General features: G+C 71.4%; 18 protein-coding genes and 1 tRNA gene. 9 read left to right on the top strand and 10 right to left on the bottom strand.

Annotated features, from left to right (window positions below; all coding sequences use genetic code 11):
• Positions 1-255: 255 nt before the first annotated feature.
• A complete protein-coding gene (locus ACZ561_RS36930; RefSeq protein WP_471003975.1) occupies positions 256-1,002 on the bottom strand; it encodes a GNAT family protein in 747 nt (248 codons plus the stop codon).
• Between the two features lie 59 nt (positions 1,003-1,061).
• On the bottom strand, positions 1,062-1,736 hold the full coding sequence (locus ACZ561_RS36935) for an HNH endonuclease family protein (RefSeq protein ID WP_471003977.1): 675 nt from the start codon (positions 1,734-1,736) through the stop codon (positions 1,062-1,064).
• 122 nt (positions 1,737-1,858) lie between these two features.
• On the opposite strand from ACZ561_RS36935, the gene ACZ561_RS36940 reads away from it, so the two are divergent.
• A complete protein-coding gene (locus ACZ561_RS36940) occupies positions 1,859-2,050 on the top strand; it encodes an antitoxin (protein ID WP_471003979.1) in 192 nt (63 codons plus the stop codon).
• Positions 2,051-2,148: 98 nt separating this feature from the next.
• On the opposite strand, the gene ACZ561_RS36945 is transcribed toward ACZ561_RS36940, so the two are convergent.
• Positions 2,149-3,048, bottom strand: a complete 900-nt coding sequence (locus tag ACZ561_RS36945) for an SCO6745 family protein (RefSeq protein WP_471003981.1) — start codon at positions 3,046-3,048, stop codon at positions 2,149-2,151.
• A gap of 101 nt (positions 3,049-3,149) precedes the next feature.
• On the opposite strand from ACZ561_RS36945, the gene ACZ561_RS36950 reads away from it, so the two are divergent.
• Both ACZ561_RS36950 and ACZ561_RS36955 read left to right on the top strand, forming a co-directional pair.
• Positions 3,150-3,737 (top strand): TetR/AcrR family transcriptional regulator, encoded by a 588-nt coding sequence (locus tag ACZ561_RS36950; RefSeq protein WP_471003983.1) that lies wholly within the window; start codon positions 3,150-3,152, stop codon positions 3,735-3,737.
• 29 nt (positions 3,738-3,766) lie between these two features.
• A complete protein-coding gene (locus tag ACZ561_RS36955) occupies positions 3,767-5,047 on the top strand; it encodes an SGNH/GDSL hydrolase family protein (protein WP_471003985.1) in 1,281 nt (426 codons plus the stop codon).
• Between the two features lie 43 nt (positions 5,048-5,090).
• Here ACZ561_RS36955 and mfd read toward each other — a convergent pair whose 3' ends face one another.
• From mfd to ACZ561_RS36970, 3 genes are all read right to left on the bottom strand, one after another.
• Positions 5,091-8,621: a transcription-repair coupling factor gene (mfd, locus tag ACZ561_RS36960; RefSeq protein ID WP_471003987.1), complete on the bottom strand. Its 3,531-nt coding sequence runs from the start codon at positions 8,619-8,621 to the stop codon at positions 5,091-5,093.
• 297 nt (positions 8,622-8,918) lie between these two features.
• Entirely contained in the window at positions 8,919-11,492 is a 2,574-nt protein-coding gene (locus tag ACZ561_RS36965) for an ABC transporter permease (RefSeq protein ID WP_471003989.1), read from the bottom strand.
• A complete protein-coding gene (locus tag ACZ561_RS36970) occupies positions 11,489-12,277 on the bottom strand; it encodes an ABC transporter ATP-binding protein (RefSeq protein WP_471003991.1) in 789 nt (262 codons plus the stop codon). Before ACZ561_RS36970 ends, ACZ561_RS36965 begins: the two co-directional genes overlap by 4 nt.
• A gap of 262 nt (positions 12,278-12,539) precedes the next feature.
• On the opposite strand from ACZ561_RS36970, the gene ACZ561_RS36975 reads away from it, so the two are divergent.
• Entirely contained in the window at positions 12,540-14,138 is a 1,599-nt protein-coding gene (locus ACZ561_RS36975) for an MFS transporter (RefSeq protein WP_471003993.1), read from the top strand.
• Between the two features lie 125 nt (positions 14,139-14,263).
• A complete protein-coding gene (locus tag ACZ561_RS36980) occupies positions 14,264-16,423 on the top strand; it encodes a LamG domain-containing protein (protein ID WP_471003995.1) in 2,160 nt (719 codons plus the stop codon).
• Between the two features lie 46 nt (positions 16,424-16,469).
• Here the strand turns inward: ACZ561_RS36980 and ACZ561_RS36985 are convergent, their stop codons facing one another.
• The 3 genes from ACZ561_RS36985 to ACZ561_RS36995 all read right to left on the bottom strand — a co-directional run bounded on the left by ACZ561_RS36985 (position 16,470) and on the right by ACZ561_RS36995 (position 21,243).
• Positions 16,470-17,378, bottom strand: coding sequence for a cellulose-binding protein (locus ACZ561_RS36985; protein ID WP_471003997.1), 909 nt, complete (start codon positions 17,376-17,378; stop codon positions 16,470-16,472).
• Between the two features lie 135 nt (positions 17,379-17,513).
• A complete protein-coding gene (locus tag ACZ561_RS36990) occupies positions 17,514-20,249 on the bottom strand; it encodes an SUKH-4 family immunity protein (RefSeq protein WP_471003999.1) in 2,736 nt (911 codons plus the stop codon).
• 7 nt (positions 20,250-20,256) lie between these two features.
• On the bottom strand, positions 20,257-21,243 hold the full coding sequence (locus ACZ561_RS36995) for an HNH endonuclease (protein ID WP_471004001.1): 987 nt from the start codon (positions 21,241-21,243) through the stop codon (positions 20,257-20,259).
• A 244-nt stretch (positions 21,244-21,487) separates the two neighbouring features.
• Between ACZ561_RS36995 and ACZ561_RS37000 the strand changes: the two genes are divergently transcribed.
• Both ACZ561_RS37000 and ACZ561_RS37005 read left to right on the top strand, forming a co-directional pair.
• Positions 21,488-21,997, top strand: coding sequence for a YwqJ-related putative deaminase (locus ACZ561_RS37000; protein WP_471004003.1), 510 nt, complete (start codon positions 21,488-21,490; stop codon positions 21,995-21,997).
• 10 nt (positions 21,998-22,007) lie between these two features.
• Positions 22,008-22,499: an SUKH-3 domain-containing protein gene (locus ACZ561_RS37005; protein WP_471004005.1), complete on the top strand. Its 492-nt coding sequence runs from the start codon at positions 22,008-22,010 to the stop codon at positions 22,497-22,499.
• 149 nt (positions 22,500-22,648) lie between these two features.
• Here ACZ561_RS37005 and ACZ561_RS37010 read toward each other — a convergent pair whose 3' ends face one another.
• Positions 22,649-23,974 (bottom strand): sensor histidine kinase, encoded by a 1,326-nt coding sequence (locus ACZ561_RS37010; RefSeq protein ID WP_471004007.1) that lies wholly within the window; start codon positions 23,972-23,974, stop codon positions 22,649-22,651.
• A gap of 155 nt (positions 23,975-24,129) precedes the next feature.
• On the opposite strand from ACZ561_RS37010, the gene ACZ561_RS37015 reads away from it, so the two are divergent.
• On the top strand, positions 24,130-24,987 hold the full coding sequence (locus tag ACZ561_RS37015; protein ID WP_471004009.1) for a hypothetical protein: 858 nt from the start codon (positions 24,130-24,132) through the stop codon (positions 24,985-24,987).
• 27 nt (positions 24,988-25,014) lie between these two features.
• Positions 25,015-25,086: transfer RNA gene (locus ACZ561_RS37020), tRNA-Gln, on the top strand.
• Positions 25,087-25,198 lie beyond the last annotated feature (112 nt).

Raw genomic sequence — 25,198 nt, forward strand, 5'->3', positions numbered from 1 at the left:
GGCGATGACGAGGGAGGGTACGAGACCCAGCACCCCGAGGCTCAGCAGCGGAACGACCGCCAGCGCCAGCCGGGCCCGCAGCCCGGGCAGGGCGGGTCCGGACCCTTGGACCGGCGGGACGTCCGGACTCTCGACGGGGACGGCTTGCTTCACGATCGGTGACCTCTCGAGGCGCAGGACATACGACAGGGACGCCGTACGGTACATCCCGCTCCCCGAAACGTCGCCTCCCGGGTCGGATCATAGGAAGAGGGTCTACAGCCGGTGGCGGACCCACACGTTGGGTTCGACATAGACGGCGTAGCCGCGCGCGGCCTCGCAGTGGACCGGAACCAGCGCGCCCTCGACCTCGACGGGGCCGTCCGTGTCGAACGGCAGGCCCGTCCACTCGCGCCACTGCTCGACGGAGGCGCCGATCGTCATCGAGGCCGGGGCGACCGCCTCGATCGTGGCGCCCGCGCGGACGTGGACGCGCAGCCACGGGTCGTGGGGCAGGCCGTCCGACTCGCGGGTGCGGAAGGCGTACTCGTGGATGGAGGCGGCGGCCTCCAGGTGCTTGCCGTTGGGGCGGACCGGGGCGACGACGTCGGAGAAGCCGAGCCGGCGGGCGTTGTCCCGCATGGCCTCCAGCATCTTCGCCGAGAGCCCCTGCCCGAGCGCGCTCGTGTCGACGGTGACCTCGATCGCGCTGACGGTGTCCGGGGTACGCCCGTGCCGCCGGTCGGAGAACGCCCACAGCAGCACCTGGTCCCAGCCGGTGGCGGGCAGTTCGCCGCGGCCCTCGGCCCGGAGCTGGAAGGGCACGCTGAGCGCGCGGGCGACGACCCTGCCCTCGGAGTCCGTGGCGACGAGGACGTACTCAGGCAGCTCGGCGACGATCCGCCCGAAGTGGGACCAGCCGACCGGGTCGTACATGACGAACTCCGGCCAGAGGTCCTTCATCCCCCACATCGGAGCTTCGAGCTCGGGGCGTTCGGCGAGGGTCGTTATGTTCAGCTCCATGAGGGCGCAGGCTAACGCCCGTTCACGCATACCCCAACTCATTTACGGCAGCCGTGAGGTCACGGCAGCTTCTGGTCCGGGCAACCGCGCAGGACCGTCTTCATCGCGTCGCGCTCGCCCCGGGTGACCCACACCCCGTACTTCTTCTTCACGGCGACCTGTGCGGCCACATAAGTGCAGCGGTACGCCTTGTTGGGCGGCAGCCAGGTCGCGGCGTCCCCGTCGGACTTGCGGCGGTTGGCGGACGCGTCGACGGCGAGGAGGTTCAGCGGGTCGTTGGCGAAGCGGTGCCGCTTCGCCTCGTCCCACTGCTGCGCGCCCTTCTGCCAGGCGTCGGAGAGGGCGACGAGATGGTCTATGTCCACCTTGCTGCGGCCTCGGACGAAGTCGACGCGGTCCCCCGTGTACGGGTCGTCGGCGAGGACCCCGGAGGCGACCTTGCAGCGGCCCTCCTTGAAGCGGACGTCGGAGAGGTCGCGCTGGAGAATGTCGTCGCGGGTCCCGCAGCCGTTGCCGTCGACGTCGATCCAGGCACGGCCGAACTTCTCCCGTTCGTAGCCGGTCCTGGGGGCGCGGCCCTTGACGGTGAGGGTGTCGACGGCGGCGAGCGCGGGGCCGCCCCCGCCCGGGGCGGCTCCGGCCGGGGAACCGTCAGGGTCCGCCGTGCAGCCGGAGGTTATGAGGACGGCGGCGGCAAGTGCGGCGAGGGGGAGGGTCTTCGGATGGCTGGGCACGCGGGGATCCTAGCCAGCCCCTTTGCGGTCCAGACCATTGAGCTGTTCGGCGCGCGGAATCGACAGGGGGCGCGTAGCGTCGAATGAGCTGTTTGTCCCCTTTCAAAGGAGTCGCGAAGATCATGGGGATCATGGACAAGCTCAAGGGCATGATGGGCCAGCATCCGGACAAGGCCGAGCAGACCGTCGAACGCGGCGGCGACATGATCGACCAGAAGACCGGCGGGAAGCACGCCGGCAAGGTCGACCAGGGCCAGCAGAAGGCACAGGAGTACATCGACAAGCAGCGGGGGCAGGACCAGCCCCCGACCTGACGACTCCCCCGCACCTGTGCGGCCGTGGGGTGCGCCGCGCGCGCAACCCACGGCCGCGGTGCTTCCGGACGCCTTCGGTCGCGGCGCTTCCGGCGCCCTCAGATCTTGCCGATCCCCAGGGTGTTCTCGCCGGGCAGCAGGCCGGAGCCGATGACGGCCAGCCAGGGTCCGCCGAGGAGCTCGGCGAGCCGGGCGGTGGACTCGGACCCGAGGGCGGCCCAGGGGGCGGCGGCCAGTTCGTCCGTACGCAACTCCACCCCCGCACGCAGGGCGCGGCCGGCGTCGGTGACCGAGCCGTCGGCGGAGAGCAGACCTCGGGCGGTCAGCCGGTCCCGGGCCGCCGACCAGGCACTTTCGCTCCAGCCGCGGCTCGCGAAGGTCTGCTCGGACGCGGCCCCGACGGCCGCGAAGGAGACCAGGGACTCGGCCGGGTCCAGGCCGGCGGCGAGGAGGGCGGTCAGATGGCCGTCGCCGCGGTGCTCGCGCAGGATCGTCGCGGCCTGCCAGAGCACCAGGTGCGGGGCCTCGGGCCAGGGCAGCTCGGCGTTGGCGGCGGCGAGCGGACGACCGGCCGTCACCGCGGCCCCGGCGGCCCGCCGGGCGAGCGCGGCCGCCTCGGCGAGGCCCGGCCCGTCGACGACCTCGGGACCGAGGACGGCGCGATAGGCACGGTCGACGGCGCGCAGCCGGGCGTCCAGGGCGTCGGCGGGCGCGGCGGTCCGCCAGACCTCCGGCACGTATCGGGCCACCATCTCCGGGCTGAAGCTGTAGAACGCGGAGCCGACCCGCTCGGCCCCGGCCGGACCGAGGGGCGCGGCACGCCAGGCGAAGTAGGCGGGCCAGCGCTCCTCCACGTCGTGGCCGAGCGCGCGGGCCTCATCGAAGGCCTCGGGGGCGTAGTAGAGCAGCGCGTGGAGGGGTTCGAGCAGATGCCACATCTGCCGTACGCGCCCGGGCTCCACGGTGTGCTCGACGGCCGTGCCGATCTCGGTGCTCATGTCCGCCTCCTCGGTCGAATTCCACCTTCATCTTGACGCTGACTAGATTGCTCCCGTCCGGCGAACTTGTCAATGCCTAGATCAGGCGTAGGCTGCTGTTCATGAGCAGCCGGAGCACCTATCACCACGGCGACCTGCGGCAGGCGGTCCTGAGCGCCGCCCTCGACGTCATCGCCACCGAGGGCCCTTCCGCCCTGAGCCTGCGCGACCTGGCGCGCCGCGCGGGCGTCTCGCACGCGGCCCCGGCCCACCACTTCAAGGACCGCGCGGGCCTGCTCACGGCCGTCGCGGCCGAGGGCTTCGACCTGCTCGCGGCGGCCCTCGCGCAGGCGAAGGACCTGAAGGACGCCGGGGTGCGGTACGTGCGCTTCGCCACCGAGCATCCGGCGCACTTCCAGGTGATGTTCCAGCCGGACCTGCACCGGCCCGACGACCCGGAGCTGCTCGCCGCCAAGGAACGGGCCGGCGCGGGGCTCCAGGCGGGCATCGCGGGCGTACCGGCCGACGGCCGGGGCCCCGACGCCCGCCTCGCGGGCGTCGCGGCCTGGTCGCTGGCCCATGGCTTCGCGACCCTGCTGCTCAGCCACAACCTCGCGGGCCCGATCGGCGAACAGGACCCCGAGGAGGTCTTCCGCACCCTCGCCGGGCTGCTGTTCGCGTCCGACACCGCACAACCGGCCCAGGAATAAGCGGAGTCGCGCTCCACTTGGTCACGTACATGACGACGAAGACCACGAAGACCTTCACCACGTCCGTACGCCTCACGACCGTCGCCGCCTTAAGTGCCGCCGCCCTCACCGCCGTTCCGCTCGGCGGCGCCGTCGCGGCCGAACACCGGCACGACGGCTCCTGGCGCGGCGCCTGGGCCACCTCGCCGCACGCCCCGACCGCCCCCTTCGCCCCCAACTGGTCCCAGCAGGGCTTCTCGAACCACACGGTCCGCCAGGTCGTCCGCGTCACCACCGGCGGCACCAAGGCCCGTATCGAGCTGTCCAACCGCTACGGCACGACCCCGCTGCGGATCACCGGTGCGACCGTGGCCCGCACGGACGAAGGCGCCTCGGTGAAGGCCGGTTCGGTCCGGCCGCTGTCCTTCGGCAAGGGCCGCTCGGTGACGATTCCCGCCGGCGGGACGGCGTACAGCGACGGCGTGCCGTTCACGGTGAAGGCGCTGGAGTCGGTGACGGTCACCCTCTACCTGGCCGCGCCCACCGGACCGGCCACCTTCCACCACTTCGCCTCCGCCACCAGCTACCGCGCGGACGGCGACCACCGCTCGGACCGCGACGGCACCGCGTTCAAGGAGAGCAGCGAGTCCTGGTACTACCTCTCCGGCGTCGAGGTGAGCGGCGGCGCTCCCGCCCGCCGGGACGGCATCGTGACGTTCGGCGACTCCATCACCGACGGCGTCGGCTCGGGCCCGGGCGTGAACAACCGCTACCCCGACGAGCTGGCCGAGCGCTTCGCCGCCGCGGGCAAGCCACGGAGCGTCCTCAACCACGGCATCGGCGGCAACCAGGTCACCAACGACACGACCTGGGCGGGCGAGAAGGGCATCGAGCGGTTCAAGAAGGACGTCCTGACCGAGCCGGGCGTGCGCACGGTCATCGTCCTCGAAGGCATCAACGACATCGGCGGCAGCGGCCCGGCCTTCCCCGGCGGCCCCACACCCGAGGTGTCGGTCGAGCAGCTCATCGAGGGCCACCGCTCCCTGATCCGCCAGGCCCACGCCCGGGGCATCAAGGTCGTCGGCGCGACGCTGACCCCGATCAAGGGCTCGTTCTACGACACCCCGGTCAACGAGGCCAAGCGGGACGCGGTCAACGAGTGGATCCGCACCTCGGGCGCATACGACTCGGTGGTCGACTTCGACCGCGCCGTGGCCGATCCGTCCGACCCGGACCGGATGCTCCCCGCCTTCGACTCGGGCGACCACCTGCACCCGGGCGACGCCGGCTACAGGGCGATGGCCGAGGCGCTCGACCTCGACGCGCTGTAGGAACCCGGGTCCGGGGCCGGCCGGCCCCGGACCCACCCACGCTCTACGACCCCAGGATCGTGGTCAGGAACTCGCCCGTCCACGCCAGCAGTTCGCGCCCCACCACCGGCTTCCCGCCGATCTTCCCGCTCGTCGGGCGCGGCACCAGGATCTGGTGGACGGCCGGCTTGATGACCGTCCGCGGGTAGAGACGCTTGAGCCGCAGCTCCTGCGACTCGCGCAACTCCACCGGGGCGAAGCGGATGTTCGGGCCCTGGAGCACGATCTCGCCGACCCCGCACGCGCGGGCCAGCATCCGCAGGCCGGCGACCAGGAGCAGGTTCTCCACCGGCTCGGGCAGCTTGCCGTAGCGGTCGGTGAGCTCCTCCCGCACCGCCTTGACGTCCTCCTCCGTGTTGGCGGAGGCGATCGCACGGTACGCCTGGAGGCGGAGCCGCTCGCCCGGCGCGTAGTCGTGCGGGACGTGCGCGTCGACCGGAAGCTCGATCTTGACCTCCAGCGGCGGCTCCTCCTCGACACCGCCCTCCAGGGAGGCCCGGTAGTCGGCGACCGCCTCGCCCACCATCCGTACGTACAGGTCGAAGCCGACACCCGCGATGTGACCGGACTGCTCACCGCCGAGCAGATTGCCCGCGCCGCGGATCTCCAGGTCCTTCATCGCCACGTACATGCCCGCACCCATCTCGGTGTGCTGGGCGATCGTCGCGAGCCGCTCGTGCGCGGTCTCGGTCAGCGGCTTCTCCGGCGGGTAGAGGAAGTACGCGTAACCCCGCTCGCGCCCACGGCCGACGCGGCCGCGCAGCTGGTGCAGCTGCGACAACCCGAAGTTGTCACCGCGCTCGACGATGAGCGTGTTGGCGTTGGAGATGTCGATGCCGGATTCGACGATCGTCGTGGAGACCAGCACGTCGAACTTCTTCTCCCAGAAGTCGACCACGACCTGCTCGAGGGCCGACTCCGACATCTGGCCGTGCGCGGTCGCGATCCGCGCCTCCGGCACGATCTCCCGCAGCCGCGCCGCCGCTCGGTCGATCGACTCGACCCGGTTGTGGATGTAGAAGACCTGGCCCTCGCGCAGCAGTTCACGGCGGATGGCCGCGCCGATCTGCTTCTCCTCGTACGGGCCGACGAAGGTGAGGACCGGGTGCCGCTCCTCTGGCGGGGTGGTGATCGTCGACATCTCACGGATGCCGGTGACCGCCATTTCGAGCGTACGGGGGATGGGGGTGGCGGACATCGTCAGGACGTCGACGTTGGCACGGAGCTTCTTCAGCTGCTCCTTGTGCTCGACGCCGAAGCGCTGCTCCTCGTCGACGATGACCAGGCCGAGGTCCTTGAACTTGGTCTCGGAGGAGAAGAGACGGTGGGTGCCGATGACGATGTCGACGGAACCGTCGTTCAGGCCCTCCATCGTCGCCTTCGACTCGGTGTCCGTCTGGAAGCGGGAGAGCGCGCGGGTGACGACGGGGAACTGCGAGTACCGCTCCGAGAACGTGCCGAAGTGCTGCTGGACGAGGAGCGTGGTGGGGACCAGGACCGCGACCTGCTTGCCGTCCTGGACCGCCTTGAAGGCCGCGCGTACGGCGATCTCGGTCTTGCCGTAGCCGACGTCGCCGCAGATCAGGCGGTCCATCGGGACCGTCTTCTCCATGTCCTCCTTCACCTCGGCGATGGTGGACAGCTGGTCGGGCGTCTCCGCGTACGGGAAGGCGTCCTCCAGCTCCCGCTGCCAGGGGGTGTCGGGGCCGAAGGCGTGGCCGGGGGCCGCCATCCTCGCCGAGTAGAGCTTGATCAGGTCGGCGGCGATCTCCTTGACGGCCTTCTTCGCGCGCGCCTTGGTCTTCGTCCAGTCCGCGCCGCCGAGCCGGTGCAGGGTGGGGGCCTCTCCGCCGACGTACTTGGTGACCTGCTCCAGCTGGTCGGTCGGGATGTAGAGCCGGTCGCCGGGCTGGCCGCGCTTGGCCGGGGCGTACTCGACGAGGAGGTACTCGCGGGTGGCGCCCTGCACCGTCCGCTGAACCATCTCGATGTACCGGCCGACGCCGTGCTGCTCGTGCACGATGTAGTCGCCGACCTCCAGGGTCAGGGGGTCGATCGTCTTGCGCCGCTTGGCGGGCATCCGCTGGCCGTCCTTGCCGGCCGCCTTCTGCCCGGACAGGTCGGTCTCGGTGAGCACCGCCAGCTTGAGCGCCGGGTCGACGAAGCCGAAGTCGATCGAGCCGGTCGCCACATGGACCACGGACGGGGAGACCTCGGCCAGGTCCGCGTCGAGGCGGGCCGCGATGCCCTCGCCGCCGAGGACCTCGACCGTGCGGGTCGCCGGGCCGTGGGCCTCGGTGACGTAGACCGTGCGCCAGCCGTCGGCCAGCCAGCCCTTGGTGTCGGCGAGCGCCCGGGCGGTGTCGCCGCGGTACGTCTCCGGGGCGTGCATCCCCAGCTTCACCGTGTCCGCGTCCAGCGTCTCGTCCGCCGCGAACGGGGAGACCGACCACCACATCATGTCGAGCTCGCGCGCCCGGTCCCGTACGTCCGCGATCCCCCACAGGGAGGCCGCGCCGACGTCGATCGGCGCCTCGCCGCCACCGGCGGTCGCCGCCCAGGACGCCTGGAGGAACTCCTGCGAGGTCGCGACGAGGTCGGCGGCGCGCGTACGGACCCGCTCGGGGTCGCACACGACGGCCATCGAGCCCTTCGGCATGACGTCGAGGAGCAGCTCCATGTCGTCGACCAGGACCGGGGCGAGGGACTCCATGCCCTCGACGGCGATCCCCTCGGCGATCTTGCCGAGCAGCTCGCCCAGCTCCGGGTGCTCCTCCGCGAGGGCGGCGGCGCGCCGCTTCACCTCGTCGGTCAGGAGCAGCTCACGGCAGGGCGGGGCCCACAGCCCGTGCTCGGCGACCTCCAGGGAGCGCTGGTCGGCGACCTTGAAGTAACGGATCTCCTCGACGTCGTCGCCCCAGAACTCGATCCGGAGCGGGTGCTCCTCGGTCGGCGGGAAGACGTCCAGGATGCCGCCGCGCACGGCGAACTCGCCGCGCTTCTCGACCAGCTCGACCCGGGAGTACGCGGCGGCGGCCAGGCCCTCCACGATCTCGTTCAGATCCGCCGTCTGCCCGGTGCGCAGCGCCACGGGCTCCAGGTCGCCGAGGCCCTTGACCTGCGGCTGGAGCACGGAGCGTACGGGCGCGACGACGACGGAGACCGGGCCGGCGGACGGGTCGTCGGCGGACGGGTGGGCGAGACGGCGCAGCACGGCGAGGCGCCGTCCGACGGTGTCGGAACGGGGCGAGAGCCGCTCGTGCGGCAGCGTCTCCCAGGAGGGGTAGTCGACGACCGTGTCCGGGTCAAGGAGGCTGCGCAGGGCGGCCGCCAGGTCCTCGGCCTCCCGGCCGGTCGCGGTGACGGCGAGCACGGTCCGGCCCGCCTCACGGGCGAGCGCGGCCACCGCGAAGGGGCGCGCGGCCGGGGGGCCGACCAGATCCACGTGCATACGGTTGCCGTCGGCGGCGGCCTTCACCGCCTCGGCGAGGGCCGCGTCCTTGACGACGAGGTCGAGCAGACCGTGCAGGCTCATGGACTTCCATCCCGGTGGGTTTACGGCAGCGGGCAACGCGAACGGCCCGACACGTCTCACGGGCCGGGGGTCCCGGCGCGACGGCCGGGTGGGACCAGCCTACGACGTGGCTCCGTCACTCGCGCGAAGGATTGCTGTCACCGGGGGCGAGGACACGGAAGGAGGGCCGGTCACCCGGCCCTCCTTGCCGTTTCCCACCGGATCGGTGGGACCGGGTCGACACTGACGCGTACGGCCCCGGTGACCGTCACCGGGGCCGTACGATCCCATGGGGGCACCCCCGTGGCCCCCTCGGGACTACTCGGTCGCGATCGCGTTCAGGACGTTCATCCGGCCCGCGCGGAACGCCGGGACCAGCGCCGCGAACAGGCCCACGAACGCCGAGCCCACGAAGACCGTCAGGATCGTCGGCCACGGGATCTCCAGGACCCCGAGACCCTCCAGGGCCAGCAGCTTCTGGGCCGCCGTGCCCCAGCCCATGCCCAGGGCGAGGCCGAGCAGGGCGCCGAAGAGGGCGATGACCACCGACTCCAGGCGGATCATGCGGCGCAGCTGGCGGCGCGAGAGGCCGATGGCCCGCATCAGGCCGATCTCCCGGGTCCGCTCGACCACCGACAGGGCGAGCGTGTTCACCACACCGAGCACGGCGACGATGATCGCGAGGGCGAGCAGGCCGTACACGATGTTGAGCAGCTGGCCGACCTGGTCCTTCAGGTCCTGCTTGTAGTCGGCCTGGTTCTGCACCTTGTACTGCGGGTAGGCGGCGAGCGAGTCCTTGAGGGCCGCGTACGCCTCCTTCTCCTTGCCGTCCTCGGCCGTCGCGAACATGATCATGCTCTTCGGCCGCTTGTCGGCGGCCAGATGCTGCGCCGCGGTGGTGATGCTGGTGTACATCACGCCCTTGTCGACGTTGTTCTCGTCCGAGGTGATCGCCGCGACCTTCAGCTTCGCGCTGTCGCCGCCCTTGAAGGCGACGGTCAGCTCGTCGCCGACCTTCACGCCGTGTTCGGTGGCGTAGTCGCTGCCCACGGACATCGCGTTCGTGCCGTACGCGGCCGAGAGCTCACCGGCGGTCGTGTCGCGCCGCAGGTCCTGCGCGTAGGTCGGCTCGGCGGCGACCAGGCCCTTCTCCACGGGCTTGCCCCGCGGGTCGGTGATCGTCGCCTCGACCCAGGTGTACTCGGTGACGTGGCTCAGGCCGGGCGTCTTCTCCACGGCGGCCTGGGCCTGCGGCATGACCGGCTGCCCGTTGCTGGACTGGATGATGAAGTCCGCGCCGACCGAGCGGTCCAGCTCTTCGGTGGCCGAGGCGACCATCGACGAGCCGACCACCGACAGGCAGGCGACGAGGGCGAGCCCGATCATCAGGGCGGCGCCGGTGGCACCCGTACGGCGCGGGTTGCGCAGCGCGTTGCGCTCGGCCATCCGCCCGACCGGGCCGAAGATCCGCAGGACGATCGTGCCGAGGACCCGGACGACGCCGCCCGCGAGGAGCGGTCCGACGACGATGAAGCCGATGAGGGAGAGGACGATGCCGAGGCCGAGCCAGAGGGAGCCGGCGGAGGCCTTCTCCGCCTGGGTGGCGGCCCACAGCGCGGCGGCGCCGCCCAGCGTGAGGAGCAGGCCGAGCCCGCCCCGCACCATGCCGGCCTTGCCGTCGGCCGGGGTGCCCGCGTCGCGCAGGGCGGCCATCGGGGAGACCTTGCCGGCCCGCCGTGCCGGGATGTACGCGGCGAGGACGGTGACGACGATGCCGAGGAGGAGACCGACGGCGGGCGTCGTCCACTTCACGGTCAGGTCCTCGGTGGACAGCTCCATGCCCATGGAGGACATGAGCTCCATCAGGCCGATGGCGAGTCCGACACCGGCCGCGACGCCGGCGATCGAGCCCACGACACCGAGGAGGACCGCCTCGACGAGGACGGAACGGTTGACCTGCTTGCGGCTGGAGCCGATGGCCCGCATGAGGCCGATCTCGCGGGTGCGCTGGGCGACCAGCATGGAGAAGGTGTTGACGATGAGGAAGATGCCGACGAGGAAGGCGATTCCGGCGAAGCCGAGCATCGCGTACTTCATGACGTCGAGGAAGCCGGCGACGTCCTCGCGGCCCGCGTCGGCGACCTCGGCCGCCGTCTGGAGGGTGTAGCCGCCGCCGACCGCGGCGGCGATGTTGCTCTTCAGCTTGTCGTCGCCGACCCCGGGCACGGCGTCGGCCGTGATCTGGGTGAACAGACCTTCCTTGCCGAGGAGTTCACGCTGCGCGGTGGCGGTGTCGAAGTAGACGACGGTGGCACCGGGGTTGGTGACCTTGAACTCGACGATGCCGGAGATCTTCGCCTTGAAGTCGCCCGTGACCGCGATCGTGCGCAGCTCGTCGCCGATCTTCAGCTTGTGCTTCTCGGCGGTGCCGGCGTCGACCATCACCTCGGTGGGGCCGCGCGGCTCGTGGCCGGAGGCGACGTCCACCGAACGCAGCTCGTTGGCGCTCCAGTTGACGGCGATCGTCGGGGCGCCGCTGGTGGGTCCGACGTTGTTGTCGCGGGAGTCGACGACGGTCACGCTCAGGGAGATGACCGAGCCCTGGGCGGCCTTGACGCCCTCGGCCTTGCGGACCTGCTCCACGAGGGAGGCGGGCAGGGTCTCGGGGCGGCCGGTCTGCGGGGTCTCGTCGTCGACCGCCGCGTCCTTCGGGCTGAGCGTGACGTCGGAGGCGGTCGAGGAGAAGAGCTTGTCGAACGTGGTGTTCATGGTGTCCGTGAACACCAGCGTGCCGCTCACGAACGCCACGGACAGCAGGACGGCGACGGCGGAGAGCGCCATGCGGCCCTTGTGCGCGAAGAAGTTGCGCAGCGAGGTCTTGAGCACGGTCATGACGTCCGCCCGCGCGCGTCGAAGTCCTTCATGCGGTCGAGTACGGCGTCGGCGGTGGGCCGGTACATCTCGTCGACGATCCGGCCGTCCGCGAGGTACAGGACGCGGTCGGCGTGGCTGGCGGCGACGGGGTCGTGGGTGACCATCACAATGGTCTGGCCCAGCTCGTCCACCGACTGCCGCAGGAAGCCCAGCACCTCCGCCCCGGCCCGGGAGTCGAGGTTTCCGGTCGGCTCGTCACCGAAGATGATCTCGGGGCGCGCGGCGAGTGCGCGGGCCACGGCGACCCGCTGCTGCTGGCCGCCGGAGAGCTGGTTGGGCCGGTGCTTGAGGCGGTCGGCGAGACCGACCGTGGACACGACGCGGTCGAGCCACTGCTGGTCCGCGCGGCGGCCGGCGATGTCCATCGGCAGCGTGATGTTCTCGAGCGCGTTGAGGGTCGGCAGCAGGTTGAACGCCTGGAAGATGAAGCCGATCCGGTCCCGCCGCAGCTGCGTGAGCTTCTTGTCCTTCAGGCCGGTGATCTGCGTGTCGTCGAGGAAGATCTCGCCGCTGGTGACGGTGTCGAGACCGGCGAGGCAGTGCATCAGGGTCGACTTGCCGGAGCCCGAGGGGCCCATGATCGCGGTGAACTGCCCGCGGGCGATGTCCACATCGACGTGGTCGAGCGCGACGACCCGCGTCTCGCCCGCACCGTACGCCTTGACGACCTGCCGCGCCCGCGCGGCCACGGCCGTATTGCCTCCAGTGTCCCCGCGCTGGGGGATGGTCACAGCCGAAGTCACGGTATGTCTCCTATAACTGAGTATGCGCAGGAACGCGTAGGTCAGGTGGGGCTTGTTTCCGAGTCTGCGGGGAGCCGGGGCTGCTGGTCACTGGTGCTCGTCGCACTCTTCGCCCTGGGGTTATCCGTAAGACCAAGCTAAAGACGGACAGGGCACTTCCTCGTCCTCCGTCGGGACGAACAGGCCCTGCCCTCTATGGGGGAGGGGCCCCTAGGGGTTCTCCACCCGTGGATCGAGTGAGAGGCTGAGCCGAGCAGATTAGATGTACGACCCATTCAGGTTGGCGTCGACGGATACCGGCGGGTGCGGCGGTGGATGTGTCGATGCGCGGAGAGGGGATTCCGGCGTGAGCAGGACGACGACGCGGCAGGTCACGCCATCGGCCACCACGCCGCGCGGACGCGGCCCCGTCGTCGCGGCCCTCATGCTGGTGATGGGCCTGACCGCGCTCGACGGCACAGTGGTCTCGACCGCCGTACCGCAGATCGTCGGCGACCTCGGCGGCCTCTCGGTCTTCTCCTGGCTCTTCTCCGGCTATCTGCTCGCCGTGACGGTGACACTGCCGGTGTACGGCAAGCTCTGCGACACCTTCGGTCGCAAGCCGGTCCTCATCGCCGGAACCGTCCTCTTCCTCATCGGCTCCCTGCTGTGCGCGTCGGCCTGGAACATGGGCTCGCTCATCGCGTTCCGGGTCGTCCAGGGCCTGGGCGGCGGCGCGCTCCAGGGCACGATCCAGACGATCGCCGCCGACCTGTACCCGCTGAAGGAACGCCCGAAGATCCAGGCGAAGCTCTCCTCGGTCTGGGCCACCGCCTCGGTCGCGGGACCGGCGGCGGGCGGACTCCTCGCGGGGTACGGGGACTGGCGCTGGATCTTCCTGCTGAACCTGCCGGTGGGCCTGCTGGCACTGTGGCTGGTCGGACGATTCCTGGTGGAGCCGGATCGGGCGCCGGACAGGACACCCCGGAAGGTCTCCGTCGACTGGGCCGGGGCCCTCGCCGTCTTCGCGACCGGAACCCTCCTCCTCACCGCGCTCGTCCAGGGCGGAGTCGCCTGGCCCTGGCTGTCCGCCCCCTCCCTCGGCCTCTTCGGGGGCGCCCTCGCCCTCGCCGGGGTGACCGTCCTCGTGGAACGCCGGGCCGCCGAACCGATCATCCCCGGCTGGATCTGGCGCCGCCGCACGATCGCCGCGGTCAACCTGGCCCTCGGCGCGCTCGGCCTGGTGATGGTCGCCCCGACCGTCTTCCTGCCCACCTACGCCCAGGCCGTCCTCGGCCTCGGTTCCACGGCCGCCGGCTTCGTCCTCTCCGCCATGACCCTCAGCTGGCCGGTCACCGCCGCCCTGTCCAACCGGGTGTACAACCGCATCGGCTTCCGCCTCACCGCGATCGTCGGCATCACCCTCGCACTCCTCGTCCTGCTCGCCTTCCCCTTCCTCCCCTTCCCCGGGGAACCGTGGCAGCCGGCCCTGCTCATGCTGCTGCTCGGCGGCGCGCTCGGCTTCTTCCAGCTCCCGCTGATCGTCGGCGTCCAGTCGACCGTCCCGTACGAGGAGCGCGGTACGACCACCGCGTCCGTCCTCTTCTGCCGCCAGGTCGGCCAGAGCGTGGGCGCGGCCCTGTTCGGAGCGATCGCCAACGGCGTCCTGGCCGCCCGCCTCGGCGCCGGCCAGGACCTGGACAGCCTCGCGTCCACGCTCTCCCACGCGGACGACACACTGCGCCGCGCGATCGACGCGGCCGTCGACTACGTGTACCTGGGCGCGGCGGGGGCAGCGGCACTGGCCCTGCTGGTCCTACTGGTCCTGGCCCCGCGCCGCTTCCCGATCCTGAGGGAGGCGGAGCGGGCCGGCGAGGGGTGAGCGGGACGGTGAAGTACGCAGGTCGCGTCCGGTGCGAAAACCCCTACGCCGGTGTCTGCGGCCCCTGTTAGCCTCCAGCGGCCCGTGTGATCCACGGGCCTCACGTGCACACAGGGGAGGGACACGTGTCCGACATCAGAAGAAGTGACACCCGAAGATTCGGCGGCAGAGCGCTGGCGGTGGGGTGCGGCCTGGCAGCCATCGTGGCGGGCGTGCCCGGTACGGCGTACGCGGTGGACAATCTGCCGCCGAAGCAGCCGCTCGTCCAGGATCTGCAGTCGGAGTTCAAGGCGTGCGGGACCGGTGACACCAAGGTGTACGTCGCGTCGCCCACGCCCACGCTCACCGCCGTGCTGTACGACCCGGTGGAGGACGACCAGCCCGGTGGGGCCAACATGGTCCAGGGCGAGTTCGAGGCCTGGTGGACCGACGCCGCCGGGGCCGAGCAGCGCCTCACGTACACCACGTACCAGACGCGCTCCGGGGTGGGGCAGAGCTGGCGGATGCCGCAGGGCATCCCTGCGAACACCGTCGTCTCGTGGCACGTCCGCGCGAACGACGGCACCGCGACCTCTGCGTGGAGCTCCGAAGGCGGAGGCTCCGCCTGTCAGTTCGTCATCGACGACGTGAGCCCGGAGAAGGCGGTCGTCACCTCGGCGGAGTACCCGCAGGAGCAGTGGCAGGACGGTGTCGGCGTCTACGGCAGCTTCACCCTGGACTCCCCTTCGCCGGACGTCGTCGCGTACGACTACGGCTTCATCGGCGGACCGTACGGGACCGTCCGTCCCGACGAGATGGGCGGACCCGCCACCGTCCGTTTCCTGCCGCTCCGGAGCGGCCCGGACTACGTGACCGTCCGCGCGATCGACCGGTCGGGGCGCAGCAGCACGACCACCACGTACCACTTCTACGCGAAGGCCGGCCGTGCCCCCGTCGCCCACTGGAAGCTGGGCGACGCGGCAGGGTCCACAACGGCCGCTGCCGAGACCGGCGCAGCCGCCCGCGCCGGCACCGGAGTCGTCTTCGGCGGAGAGGCGCCCAAGGGCACCGGCATCACCTCCAGCGCGCGCCTCGACGGCAGCAGCCATGGCTTCCTCACGCCGGACGCTCCGGCCGTCGACACCCGCAAGACCTTCGCCGTCAGCGCCTGGGTGCGCCCGGCGCAGACCGACCGCACCATGACCGTCGCCAGCCAGGACACGGACAAGGGGGCCGGCTTCGCCCTCGGACTCCGCAGTCGGGACTCCGGCGCCACCTGGTCGTTCACCGTCGGCGCCGCACGGGTGACCGGCGGCGCGCCGGAGACCGGCGAGTGGGCCCATCTGCTGGGTCTCTACGACACCGAGACCGGCCGCGCCAAGCTCTACGTCAACGGCCACGAGGTCGGCAACGCGGTCCAGGCCGCACCGGCGGAGGCTACCGGCGCCTTCCAGATCGGCCGTGTCCGGGACGGATCCCGGTACCACGCCCGCTGGCACGGCGACCTCGGTGACATCCAGGCGTACGACCGCGTCGTGGTGCCGGACGAGGTGACCCGGCTCGCGTACCGGAAGCCGCAGCTGCTCGGCCACTGGTCGCTGGAGACGGCGACGGACGGTGTCAGCCCCGAGCAGAAGGGCGGCGCTCCGCTGCGACTCGGCCCCGGGGCCACGATCCACCGTGGCCCGGACGACTCCTGCATCCCCGACCTCGACCCCGACTGCCCGGTCGTGCCGTACCCGCTGGTCGGAGACGGGAACCTGAAGCTGGACGGCGAGAGCGGACACGCCACTCTGGACGGGCCCGTCGTGGACACCGCGGACAGCTTCACGATCGGCGTGGTCGTCCGCCTGGCGGACGACGAGCCGAACCGTCCGATGACCTTGCTGTCCCAGGCCGGCGAGCACACCGACGCGTTCAAGCTGCGGTACGAGCCGACGACGCATGCCTGGCAGCTGGTCGTTCCGGAGAAGGACGAGGCGGGCGCGCCCGAGAAGGTGGTGGCGCAGGTCGCGGGCTACCACGGCGCCAACAGCGATCGCTACGAACTGGCCGTGGTCTACGACGACGCGACCGACAAGATCAAGCTCTACATGAACGGGTACACCGACGCGGCGGCGACCGCGGACCTCCCCAACGGCTGGCACAGCAACGGCCCGCTCCAGGTGGGACGTTCCCGGACCGCCGACGGCTGGGGCGAGTACCTGCACGGCGACCTCGACGAGATCCAGGCGTACGCCGGTGCCCTGCGGGACAAGGACATCAACGGCCTGGGCGGGAGCACCGATCCCTGCCTGTGCGGCTGACCCACAGCCCGCTCTCCCCGGCCGCCCGCCCCGCCGATCGACATGATCACGGGGCGGGCGGCTCGGGCTCCTCGGCCCCCGGCGTCTCGTCCTTCGGCCGGGCCGGACGGCCCGTCAGGGCCGCCAGGGAGGTGCGGATGTGGTCCATGTGGGTGTGGATCTCCTCACTGGCCTCCGTGTGCTCGCCCAGCACCCGCTCCGTCGCCCGCTCGATCCGCTCCCGCTGCGACCGCGCCTCGGCCAGCAGCTCCTCCGCCCGGGCCTCCGCGTCCTCCTGGCCGTGCCGGGCCTGCTCCTCCGTCGCCGCGAGGGCGCGTCGGGCGTCCGCGAGACGGGCCTCCGCGGCGGTGAGGAGTTCCTCGTGCCGGGCGCCCAGTTCGGCCGCCCGAGCCGTCGCGACCCGCTCGGCCTCCTCCCGTACCGCCGTCTGCTCCTCCCGCTGGGCCGCCACCAGCGCCGCCGCCCCGCGGGCCGCCTCCTCGAACGCCTCCCGGGCCTCGGCGCGCTGACCCTCCGCCGCGCGAAGAGCCGCCGCCAGCGTGCTCCCGGCCTCCTCACCCGCCGCGCCGAGCGTCGCCGCGGCCACGGCCTCCGCCTCCGTCCGTACCCGCTCCGCGTACGCCCGCGCCGCCTCCTCCACGGACCGCGCCGCCTCCTCCGCCTCTGCCGCGAAGGCCTGTGCTTCCGACTCGGCGGCCCGCACCAGGCTCTCCTCCTCCGCCTCGGCGAGTTCGAGCAACTGCCCCGCCCGTTCACCCAGCGACTCGTACCGCTGCGGAACCAGCGCGGCGACCTCCGTACGCAGCCGGTCCGCCTCCTCCCCCATCTCCCTCGCGAGGACGGTCAGCCGGGCCGCCCGCTCCCAGGCGGCGTCGCGTTCGTCGGAGAGCGCGGCGAGACGGCGGTCGACCTGCTTCGGGCGGTAGCCGCGACCACGAGCGACGGCGAAACTCATCCCTGACACCCCTTCCGTAATGTCCGCAATGACTTACATGCCAGGATGCGTCATCGGACACGACAAAAGGCGCCCGACGTGCGTACACGTCGGGCGCCTTCGGTCACGAACGGCGTCATGCCTGCCGGAGCCGTACTAGAGCAGTCCGTCCCACATCTGCTCCAGGAGCACCGACCACCAGTTCTCCGGCGACGCCAGCGCCGCGGGGTCCAGCATCGCCAGCTGCGCCTGGAAGTCGACCGTCCAGCGGCCCGCCTGCTCCGGATTGAGCCCGAACCGCAGTCGCCACATCCGGCCGAGCAACGCCATGGCCCGGGTGAACTCCGGCAGCCCGCTGTTCACGAACTGCGGCGGCACCGGCTGTCCGCCAGGACCGGCCTCGACCGGTACGGCGACAATGTGCGCCGTCCCGTACTGGACGCAGATCGCCCGCCCGAAGTCCGAGCCGATCACGAGGTACGAGCCCGCGTCCGACGCCGGCTGAACCTGCCGCTGCGTGGCGAGCTCCGCCAGCGTCGGCACCACCGGCTGGGCCGGCTGCGCCCAGAAGAACGGCCCGAAGTCGGCCGGCAGACCCGCCCATACGAGGGTCAGCGCCACGACCTCCGGCACACCCTGCCGGGACACGGCCCGCTGGTCGAACCGGCAGATGCCGGGGCCGAAGGCACCGGCCAGCTCCTGCGCGACACCGTCCGGGGGGATCGGCGGGGCCGGCTGCACCTGCGGCAGCGGAGCACGGATCGGCGCCGGACGCGCCGGACCGTCCGCGACCTGATGCAACTCACCCTGGTGAGTGAGGAGCTGCCGCATTCCCTGCTGACGCCCCGCGTGATCCTTGCCGTACGGAGCGATGTTGGTGATCCGCGCCTGCGGCCAGGTCTCCCGGATCATCCGTGCGCAGTAACCGCCCGGCAGCTCACAGGACTCCAACTCCGTGTGCAGCTCCAGCACCTGCTGCGGCGGCACGTTCATGGCGCGCAGCTCGTGCAGGATCTGCCACTCGGGGTGCGGAGTGCCGGGGGCGGACCGCCGGATGATCTGGGCCTCGGAACCGTCGGGGGCGCGGTAACGCAGCACGGCCTGGTAGCCGGGGCCGACGGTCGGCTGACCGGCGGGCTGCTGCGGGTACCCGTACGCCGGAGGCGGGGTGCCCGGCGCGGACGGCGGGGGCACCGGCGGTCCCGGCGGACCACCGGGACCGGGCTGCGCCAGCATCGTCGCCGCGTGGTGCACACCACCGGGCGGGGTCCCGGGAGCGCCCGGAGCACCGGGAGCGCCAGGAGCACCGGGAGGTCCGGGCGGGGCGACGAGACCGCCGGGCCCGGGGTGCGCCAGCATCGTCGCCGCGTGCGCGACACCGGCACCGTCGGACCCACCGGGCGCACCCGGAGGCGCCGGCGGGGGCGGCGGCGCGCCGGGTCCACCCTGGTTCGGGTGCGCCAGCATCGTCGCCGCGTGCGCGACACCGGCACCGTCGGACCCACCGGGCGCACCCGGAGGCGCGGGCGGGGGCGGCGGCGCGCCGGGGCCGCCCTGACTCGGGTGCGCCAGCATCGTCGCGGCCTGGTGCACGGGCTGCGGAGGCGTGGGAGGTCCAGGAGGCTGAGGCCCGTCCGGCCCGAGCTGCGCCACGAGCTGCGTCGGTACGTATCCACCCGCGGGCACACCGGGAACCCCCGGCGCCTGCGGCGGCGGAGGCGGATTCCCCCCACTCCCCCGCGCACCCCGCGGGGGCAGCGCGGCCTTGCTGGTGGCGGCATCCGCGATGTCCCCGGCCGTGGGCGACGGAACGCGCACACCAGGAGCGGGCGTACCACCGGGCACACCAGGAGCACCGGGGGCCGGAGGCACACCGGGGGCGCCAGGGACGCCGGGAGCACCAGGGGCCGGAGGCGCACCCGGGCCACCGGCGGCCGCCGGAGTACCGGGAGCACCGGGCGGCGTCGGTCCACCGATCGAGCCCGCAGCCCCCGGGGCGCCGGGGGCCGAAGGCGTACCCGAACCGCCGGCAGACGCCGGACCGGCCGACGCGCCGGAACCGCCGAGCGGACCCGCACCCGCCGGCGGCGGAGCGTTCCGGTCCAGGGCCGGGGTGGCGATCGCCGTCGGCGGGAGCGCACTGCCGCCCGACATCAAGGCCGTCGGGGCGTCCGCGCCCACCACCGGAGGCGGCGTGTCGTCGTCGTCCGCGCCCGAGAGCGGCGGGGCGAAGACCGTGGCCGGCAGCGGCACCGAACCCTCCGCACCGCCCGAGCTCGCGTTCGCGTCCACCCACGGACTGCTCGCCGGCACCCCGTCCGAGGCCGTCGGCTCGTAGTCGACCGGACGGCCCACCGAAGCGCCCTCCGAAGCCGACGCAGGTGCAGGCGCAGGTGCAGGCACAGGCGTAGGCGTAGGCACCGAAGCCGGCGCCGCCGCGCCCGTCGCCTCCGCGGCCGACGAACTCCCGCCCGCCTGCGAAGCGTTCGGACCCTTCGGCAGAGCAGACGGCAGGCCGAGCTTGTCCGCAGCGTCCTGCAGCCACTCCGGCGGGCTCAGCAGGAACGACGTCGCATTCAGATCGATCCGCTCCGGCGGCGCAGGCGCCGCAGCACCCGCGTCGGCACCCTCCGACGCCCCGTACTCCTCCTCGTACCGGCGGATCACCTCACCCACCGGCAGCCCGGGCCACAGCGTCGCATCGCCGCTGTCCCGCGCGATGACCAGCCGCTGCCGGCCACCGTCCGAGGTCGGACCCTCCTCGCGGTCCTCCGCCCACACGACGAAGCCCAGCCCGAACTCCCGTACCCGCACCTCGCGTTGCTGGTACGCCGGCACATCACCGTTGATCCATTCCTCGGCGCGCTCCTGCGCCTGCGCGAACGTCACCACAGCCAGCTCACTCCCCCACCGGGACCACGGGCACGGCGCGCGCGAAGCCGCCGTCCACCATCAGGTTCGCCACCGTCTCCAGCTCCGGCGGATTACCGGCCAGCCGCTGCAGAAACGCGTCGAAATCCTCGCCGCACGGCAGCAGCAACCGCTCCACGCGCTCGTTCACACTCCAACCGTCCTGATCCCGCGCGTCGTCGTACGCGCAGAACCACACTGACCCGATCCCCTCGCCCTTCACCTTCAACGCGAGAATCCCGCCCTGCACGAACGCGACACCCAAGTAGTCCTTCGTCAGGTGATCGCGCAAGCACTTGTTGACGTAGACGAGGTCATTGACCCCCGCCTCCTCGCGCACCGTGAAGAACGGCTGATCCACCAGCAGACCCAGCTCCGCGTCGAGCCCCGCGCCGACCGGCGCGCAACCGCCCGCCGCCTTCAGGAACGCGCGGTATGCCCCCGGCAGCCGGTAACCCAGGTCCTCCTCCACACCGAGCAATTGCTGCTCGGTCACCGACACCAGACCCTTCGGCAGCCCGAAGTGCGCCGGGCGCGTCTCCTGCAACGGACGCGTACCCCGCTTGCCATGGTCGACAGCAGCCGTCGCCACCCCGCCGTGGTGACGCAACAACGCCTTCACCTCGACCGGTACGAGCTCCATCCGCCGACCGCCCGCCACGTGGTGCCAGGTCCAGCCGTGCGGAGTCGCCACCGCGGGGATCGTGCCCCACAGCTCATGCCCGGTCGCGGCCAGCGCCGCGTTCGCCGACACGTAGTCCGTCAACCGCAGCTCGTCGACACCGAACCCCTCAGGAGGATCGGCGATCTCCGCTGCCGCCCGGGCATACGGCGAAAAGTCGGGATAGCCCTGCTCATCCACCCGTACCCCTCTCGGGTGCCGGGAAGCACGGACCGGGTCCGGGAAGTGCACGACCTGCCCGGCGTAAGCCGCGTTCGGTGGCGCGGCATGCTGCCCGAGCCGACCTGTCGTCATGGCGGTTGCCCCCTGCGCTGGCTGCTGGCTGATTCCGCACAGCCTATGCGCTGCCACAACCCCACGACCCGGCCCGATACGGCCACCACCACAGCCCGTGACCAAGTGTCACGACCGGATGACACACCGGCGATAGTTCCGACACACCGACACCCCTTTTGTGTACCCCGCTTCCACATGAGGCGTCCCATTTGGCAGTCTGTTCCCGCAACTCGGGGGATTGCAGGAGGGGAAGACACGCACCATGCACGCAGCACAAACGCCCACTCAGGGTGACCCACGCCTCAACTGGAGCAGCGCCGAGCCCACCCGCGCCCCGTTACTGCGCTTCCGCCGCGACGGCATCCTCCCCACCGTCGGCGCCGCGCTCTCCGTACGTGGCGAAACCCTCACCTGCACCGCGGGCCGCGGCGACCAGCCGCCCCGCCTTCACGCACTCGTCCAGGACTTCCTCGACACCCTCACCAGCGGACAGCGCGAACGCTTCACCGGCCGCTGCCCCGAAGCGATCCTGCTCTCCCGCCACCTCACCGCCACCGAGAACGGCCGCTCCAAGCGCGCCCAGCGCAAACCCCTCACCCACGGCGAGGCCCGCCGCTCGCTCAAGCACGCCAAACTGACCGCGCGCCGCATCCGCGAGGACGGCGACCCGCTGCACGGCAGCTACGCCGCCCCCTGCCGCTCCTGCACGGCGATGCTCGCCCACTTCGGGGTACGCCCCGTCGACCCCACCTCGACTGTCGAGAACGGCTGACCGCACCTTCATGCCCGACCACCTGAGCACCACCCGGTTCCCGGTCAACGTCGACGCCGCCCTCCGCGAAGCGGGATGGCAACCCGGCCGCTGGGACATCAAACTCGCCGAACAATGGGCCGACACCCTGCGCGCCCACGTCTCCCCGGGCGGCCACCGACACAGCGTCTTCCCGGCGGCCGTCGAGGCATGGGCGGAATTCGGCGGCCTGCGCGTCACGGCACCCGGCAGCGGCCGCCAGATTGCCCCGGCGACCGTACGCTTCGACCCGCTCGCCGGCCTCCACCTGGCCCGCACCCTCGCGGACCTCGGACGCGCCCTCGGCACCGAGATCGCCCCCCTCGGCGAGGAAGGCGAGCACCAAGCGGTGGTCGCGATCGACCAGGAGGGCCGGGTGTACAGCCTGGACCACACAGGAGACTGGTTCCTGGGCCAGGACATCGACGCGGCGCTGTCGACACTGATCACGGGAACACAGCCGACGCGGCTGGTCACGGGCTGAGCCTGGGGCCGGGGGCGGGACCGGCAGATCGGGCATTGGATATCGGACATTGGATCCGATATCCAGGATGTAATGCAGGAACCCTGCACCGGATCCGACACCCGGATCGACACCCGGATCGACATCCGGGATCCGACATCAGGGACCGACTACGCCGCCGGCTCCCCCACCGGCAGCACCGCCGACACCCGGAAGCCACCCACATCCGTCGGACCCGAGACGAACGCACCACCCAGCCGGCTCACACGCTCCCGCATACCGACCAGACCGTTCCCACCGCTCGGCAGATGAGCATCGGTCGCCGCCGCGTCCGACGGACCGTTCTCCACCTGCATCGCGACCTCGGCGTCCCGGTGCGCGAGCCGAACCACGACCTTGGCACCGGCCGCATGCTTGTGCACATTGGTCAGCGCCTCCTGAACCACCCGATACGCAGTCCGCTCGACCTCCGCCGCATACGCCCGCACCTCACCGAGCACCATCAGCTCCACGACCGCACCGGCCAACCGCGACTGCTCGACCAGATCCTCCAGAGCATCCAGACACGGCCCGTCCTCCGAAGCCGCCTCCGCCGCAGCCGCAGCCGCCCGACCGACCGCGGCCAGCGGCACCGGAGAAGCCACGACCGGAGCCACGTCCTCCCGCAGAACGCCCAACATCTCGCGCAACTCCGTCAACGCCTGGCGACCCATGTCACCGACCAGCGCCGCGTTCTTCACAGCCTTCTGCGGATCCTTCAACGCCACCGCCTGCAACGCCGCCGCATGCACCACCATCAGCGACACCCGATGCGCCACCACGTCGTGCATCTCCCGCGCGATCCGGGTCCGCTCCTCCTGCCGCGCCCACTGAGCCCGCTGCTCCGCCCGATCGGCAAGCAGCGACAGCTCCTGCTCCAGACTGTCGGCCCGCTCCCGCAGACTCTCCATGAGCCGCCGCCGGGCACCTATGTAGAGGCCGAACAGGACCGGAGGCGCGTTGAGACCCAACGTCATGAAGACCGCGACGGTCGGGACGTACCAGCCACTGGGATCGAAGTCCGGCTGACCGACATCCGCCTGCGCGACGTCCTGACGCACCCGCACCACGGTCACGACGAACACGGCGAGCGTCGACATACCGGCGAGAGCGGCCGTGATCCGCCGGGGCACCTCGGAGGCGGCGAGCGAATAGAGCCCGACGATCCCCATCAGATAGCCCATCTCGGCCGGCGTGACGGCGATCGAGACCAGAACCACGGCGATCGGCCACCGACGCCGCACGAGCAGCGCGGACCCCACGATCAGCCCGAACAACACCCCCACGGGCACGGGCAGCCCCGCCTTGTCGGCAAAGCCGACCCCCTCCAGCCCGCACTCCAGCGCGGACACCACGGCCAGCCCGACATCGAGCACCGCACTACGCCGTCTCCCCCACCACCACCAGCCCCGGGCGGCCATAGCCGCCGCGTCCTGATGCGCCCCCGTTGTGGTCATGCCCTCCAGCGTACGGGCGAGCGCGAGTCATTTTCCGGAGACAGCCGGACGCGGGAGCGCCGCACGTCAACGGCGCGCACACACCAGTCCCTCGAACTAATGAATCGCCCACACATTCGACCCCGGACGTCCGCATTCCGGACGACGGTGTTCATATGACATCCGAGACGAGCCGGTACACGGACTTCGAGACCCTGCGCGAACAGGCGATCGCGTTACGCCGCGAGGGCCTCGGCCTGCGCCAGATCCGAGACCGCCTGCAGGTCTACAACAACGACATCCTCCACCGCCTGGTGAAGGGCGAGCCCCCACCGGAGTGGACGAAGCGCCCGAACGCGAAGGACGACCTCCGGGACCGAGCACGCGAGCTGCGCCTCCAGGGCAGGACGTACGACCAGATCCAGCTGGAGCTGGGCTGCTCGAAGAGCTCGATCTCCCTCTGGGTACGGGACCTGCCGAAGCCGGAGCCCCGGTACACGGAGACCGAGCGTCGTGAGCGGATGAACGCGGGCCTGCGCCACCTTCGCGCGGCGCAGGACGAGGAACGACAAGCGACGAAACGCTCGGCACGTGACGCCATCGGCCGACTGTCGGACCGTGAACTCTTCATCGCGGGGGTCGCGCTCTACTGGGCCGAGGGAGCCAAGGACAAGACGTACAGCCGACGCGAGTCACTGCAGTTCATCAACAGCGACCCGCAGGTGATCACCTTGTATCTGAGGTGGCTCGAACTGCTCGGAGTCACGCGAGAGCGCATGCACTTCCGCGTAAGCATTCACGAAACGGCCGACGTCGCCGAGGCCGAGAGATTCTGGGCGGCGCTGGCCGGCGTCGATATTGCGACCTTCCAGAAGGCGACCCTCAAGCGGCACAACCCGAAGACGGTCCGGAAGAACACGACCGAGGCGTACAGAGGATGCCTGGTCATCTACGTAACCAAGAGCGCAGAGCTCTACCGTCGCATGGAGGGGGCTTGGTACGGCATAGTGTTGGGTGCCGGTCCGAAGACCTGACCGAATGTCCGGTTTAGTCGGACATCATCCCCTGTGGTGTAATTGGCAGCACTGAGGCTTTTGGTGCCTTATGTCCGGGTTCGAGTCCTGGCGGGGGAGCAACAACACACAAGGCCTGTGTTCGGGTCCTGACCTCCACGGTCGGGACCCGCACTCATTTCCGCCCCGAAACCCCCCGGTATCCTGCGGTTGTCCACCACCCGAAGCCGAA

The sequence above is a fragment of the Streptomyces sp. NPDC039609 genome, assembly GCF_055596705.1.

Coding starts and splice junctions, on each gene's coding strand:
- ACZ561_RS36930 (WP_471003975.1), bottom strand. CDS start 1,002: ATGGAGCTGAACATAACGACCCTCGCCGAACGCCCCGAGCTCGAAGCT.
- ACZ561_RS36940 (WP_471003979.1), top strand. CDS start 1,859: ATGGGGATCATGGACAAGCTCAAGGGCATGATGGGCCAGCATCCGGAC.
- ACZ561_RS36945 (WP_471003981.1), bottom strand. CDS start 3,048: ATGAGCACCGAGATCGGCACGGCCGTCGAGCACACCGTGGAGCCCGGG.
- ACZ561_RS36950 (WP_471003983.1), top strand. CDS start 3,150: ATGAGCAGCCGGAGCACCTATCACCACGGCGACCTGCGGCAGGCGGTC.
- ACZ561_RS36955 (WP_471003985.1), top strand. CDS start 3,767: ATGACGACGAAGACCACGAAGACCTTCACCACGTCCGTACGCCTCACG.
- mfd (WP_471003987.1), bottom strand. CDS start 8,621: ATGAGCCTGCACGGTCTGCTCGACCTCGTCGTCAAGGACGCGGCCCTC.
- ACZ561_RS36965 (WP_471003989.1), bottom strand. CDS start 11,492: ATGACCGTGCTCAAGACCTCGCTGCGCAACTTCTTCGCGCACAAGGGC.
- ACZ561_RS36975 (WP_471003993.1), top strand. CDS start 12,540: ATGTACGACCCATTCAGGTTGGCGTCGACGGATACCGGCGGGTGCGGC.
- ACZ561_RS36985 (WP_471003997.1), bottom strand. CDS start 17,378: ATGAGTTTCGCCGTCGCTCGTGGTCGCGGCTACCGCCCGAAGCAGGTC.
- ACZ561_RS36995 (WP_471004001.1), bottom strand. CDS start 21,243: ATGACGACAGGTCGGCTCGGGCAGCATGCCGCGCCACCGAACGCGGCT.
- ACZ561_RS37000 (WP_471004003.1), top strand. CDS start 21,488: ATGCACGCAGCACAAACGCCCACTCAGGGTGACCCACGCCTCAACTGG.
- ACZ561_RS37005 (WP_471004005.1), top strand. CDS start 22,008: ATGCCCGACCACCTGAGCACCACCCGGTTCCCGGTCAACGTCGACGCC.
- ACZ561_RS37010 (WP_471004007.1), bottom strand. CDS start 23,974: ATGACCACAACGGGGGCGCATCAGGACGCGGCGGCTATGGCCGCCCGG.
- ACZ561_RS37015 (WP_471004009.1), top strand. CDS start 24,130: ATGACATCCGAGACGAGCCGGTACACGGACTTCGAGACCCTGCGCGAA.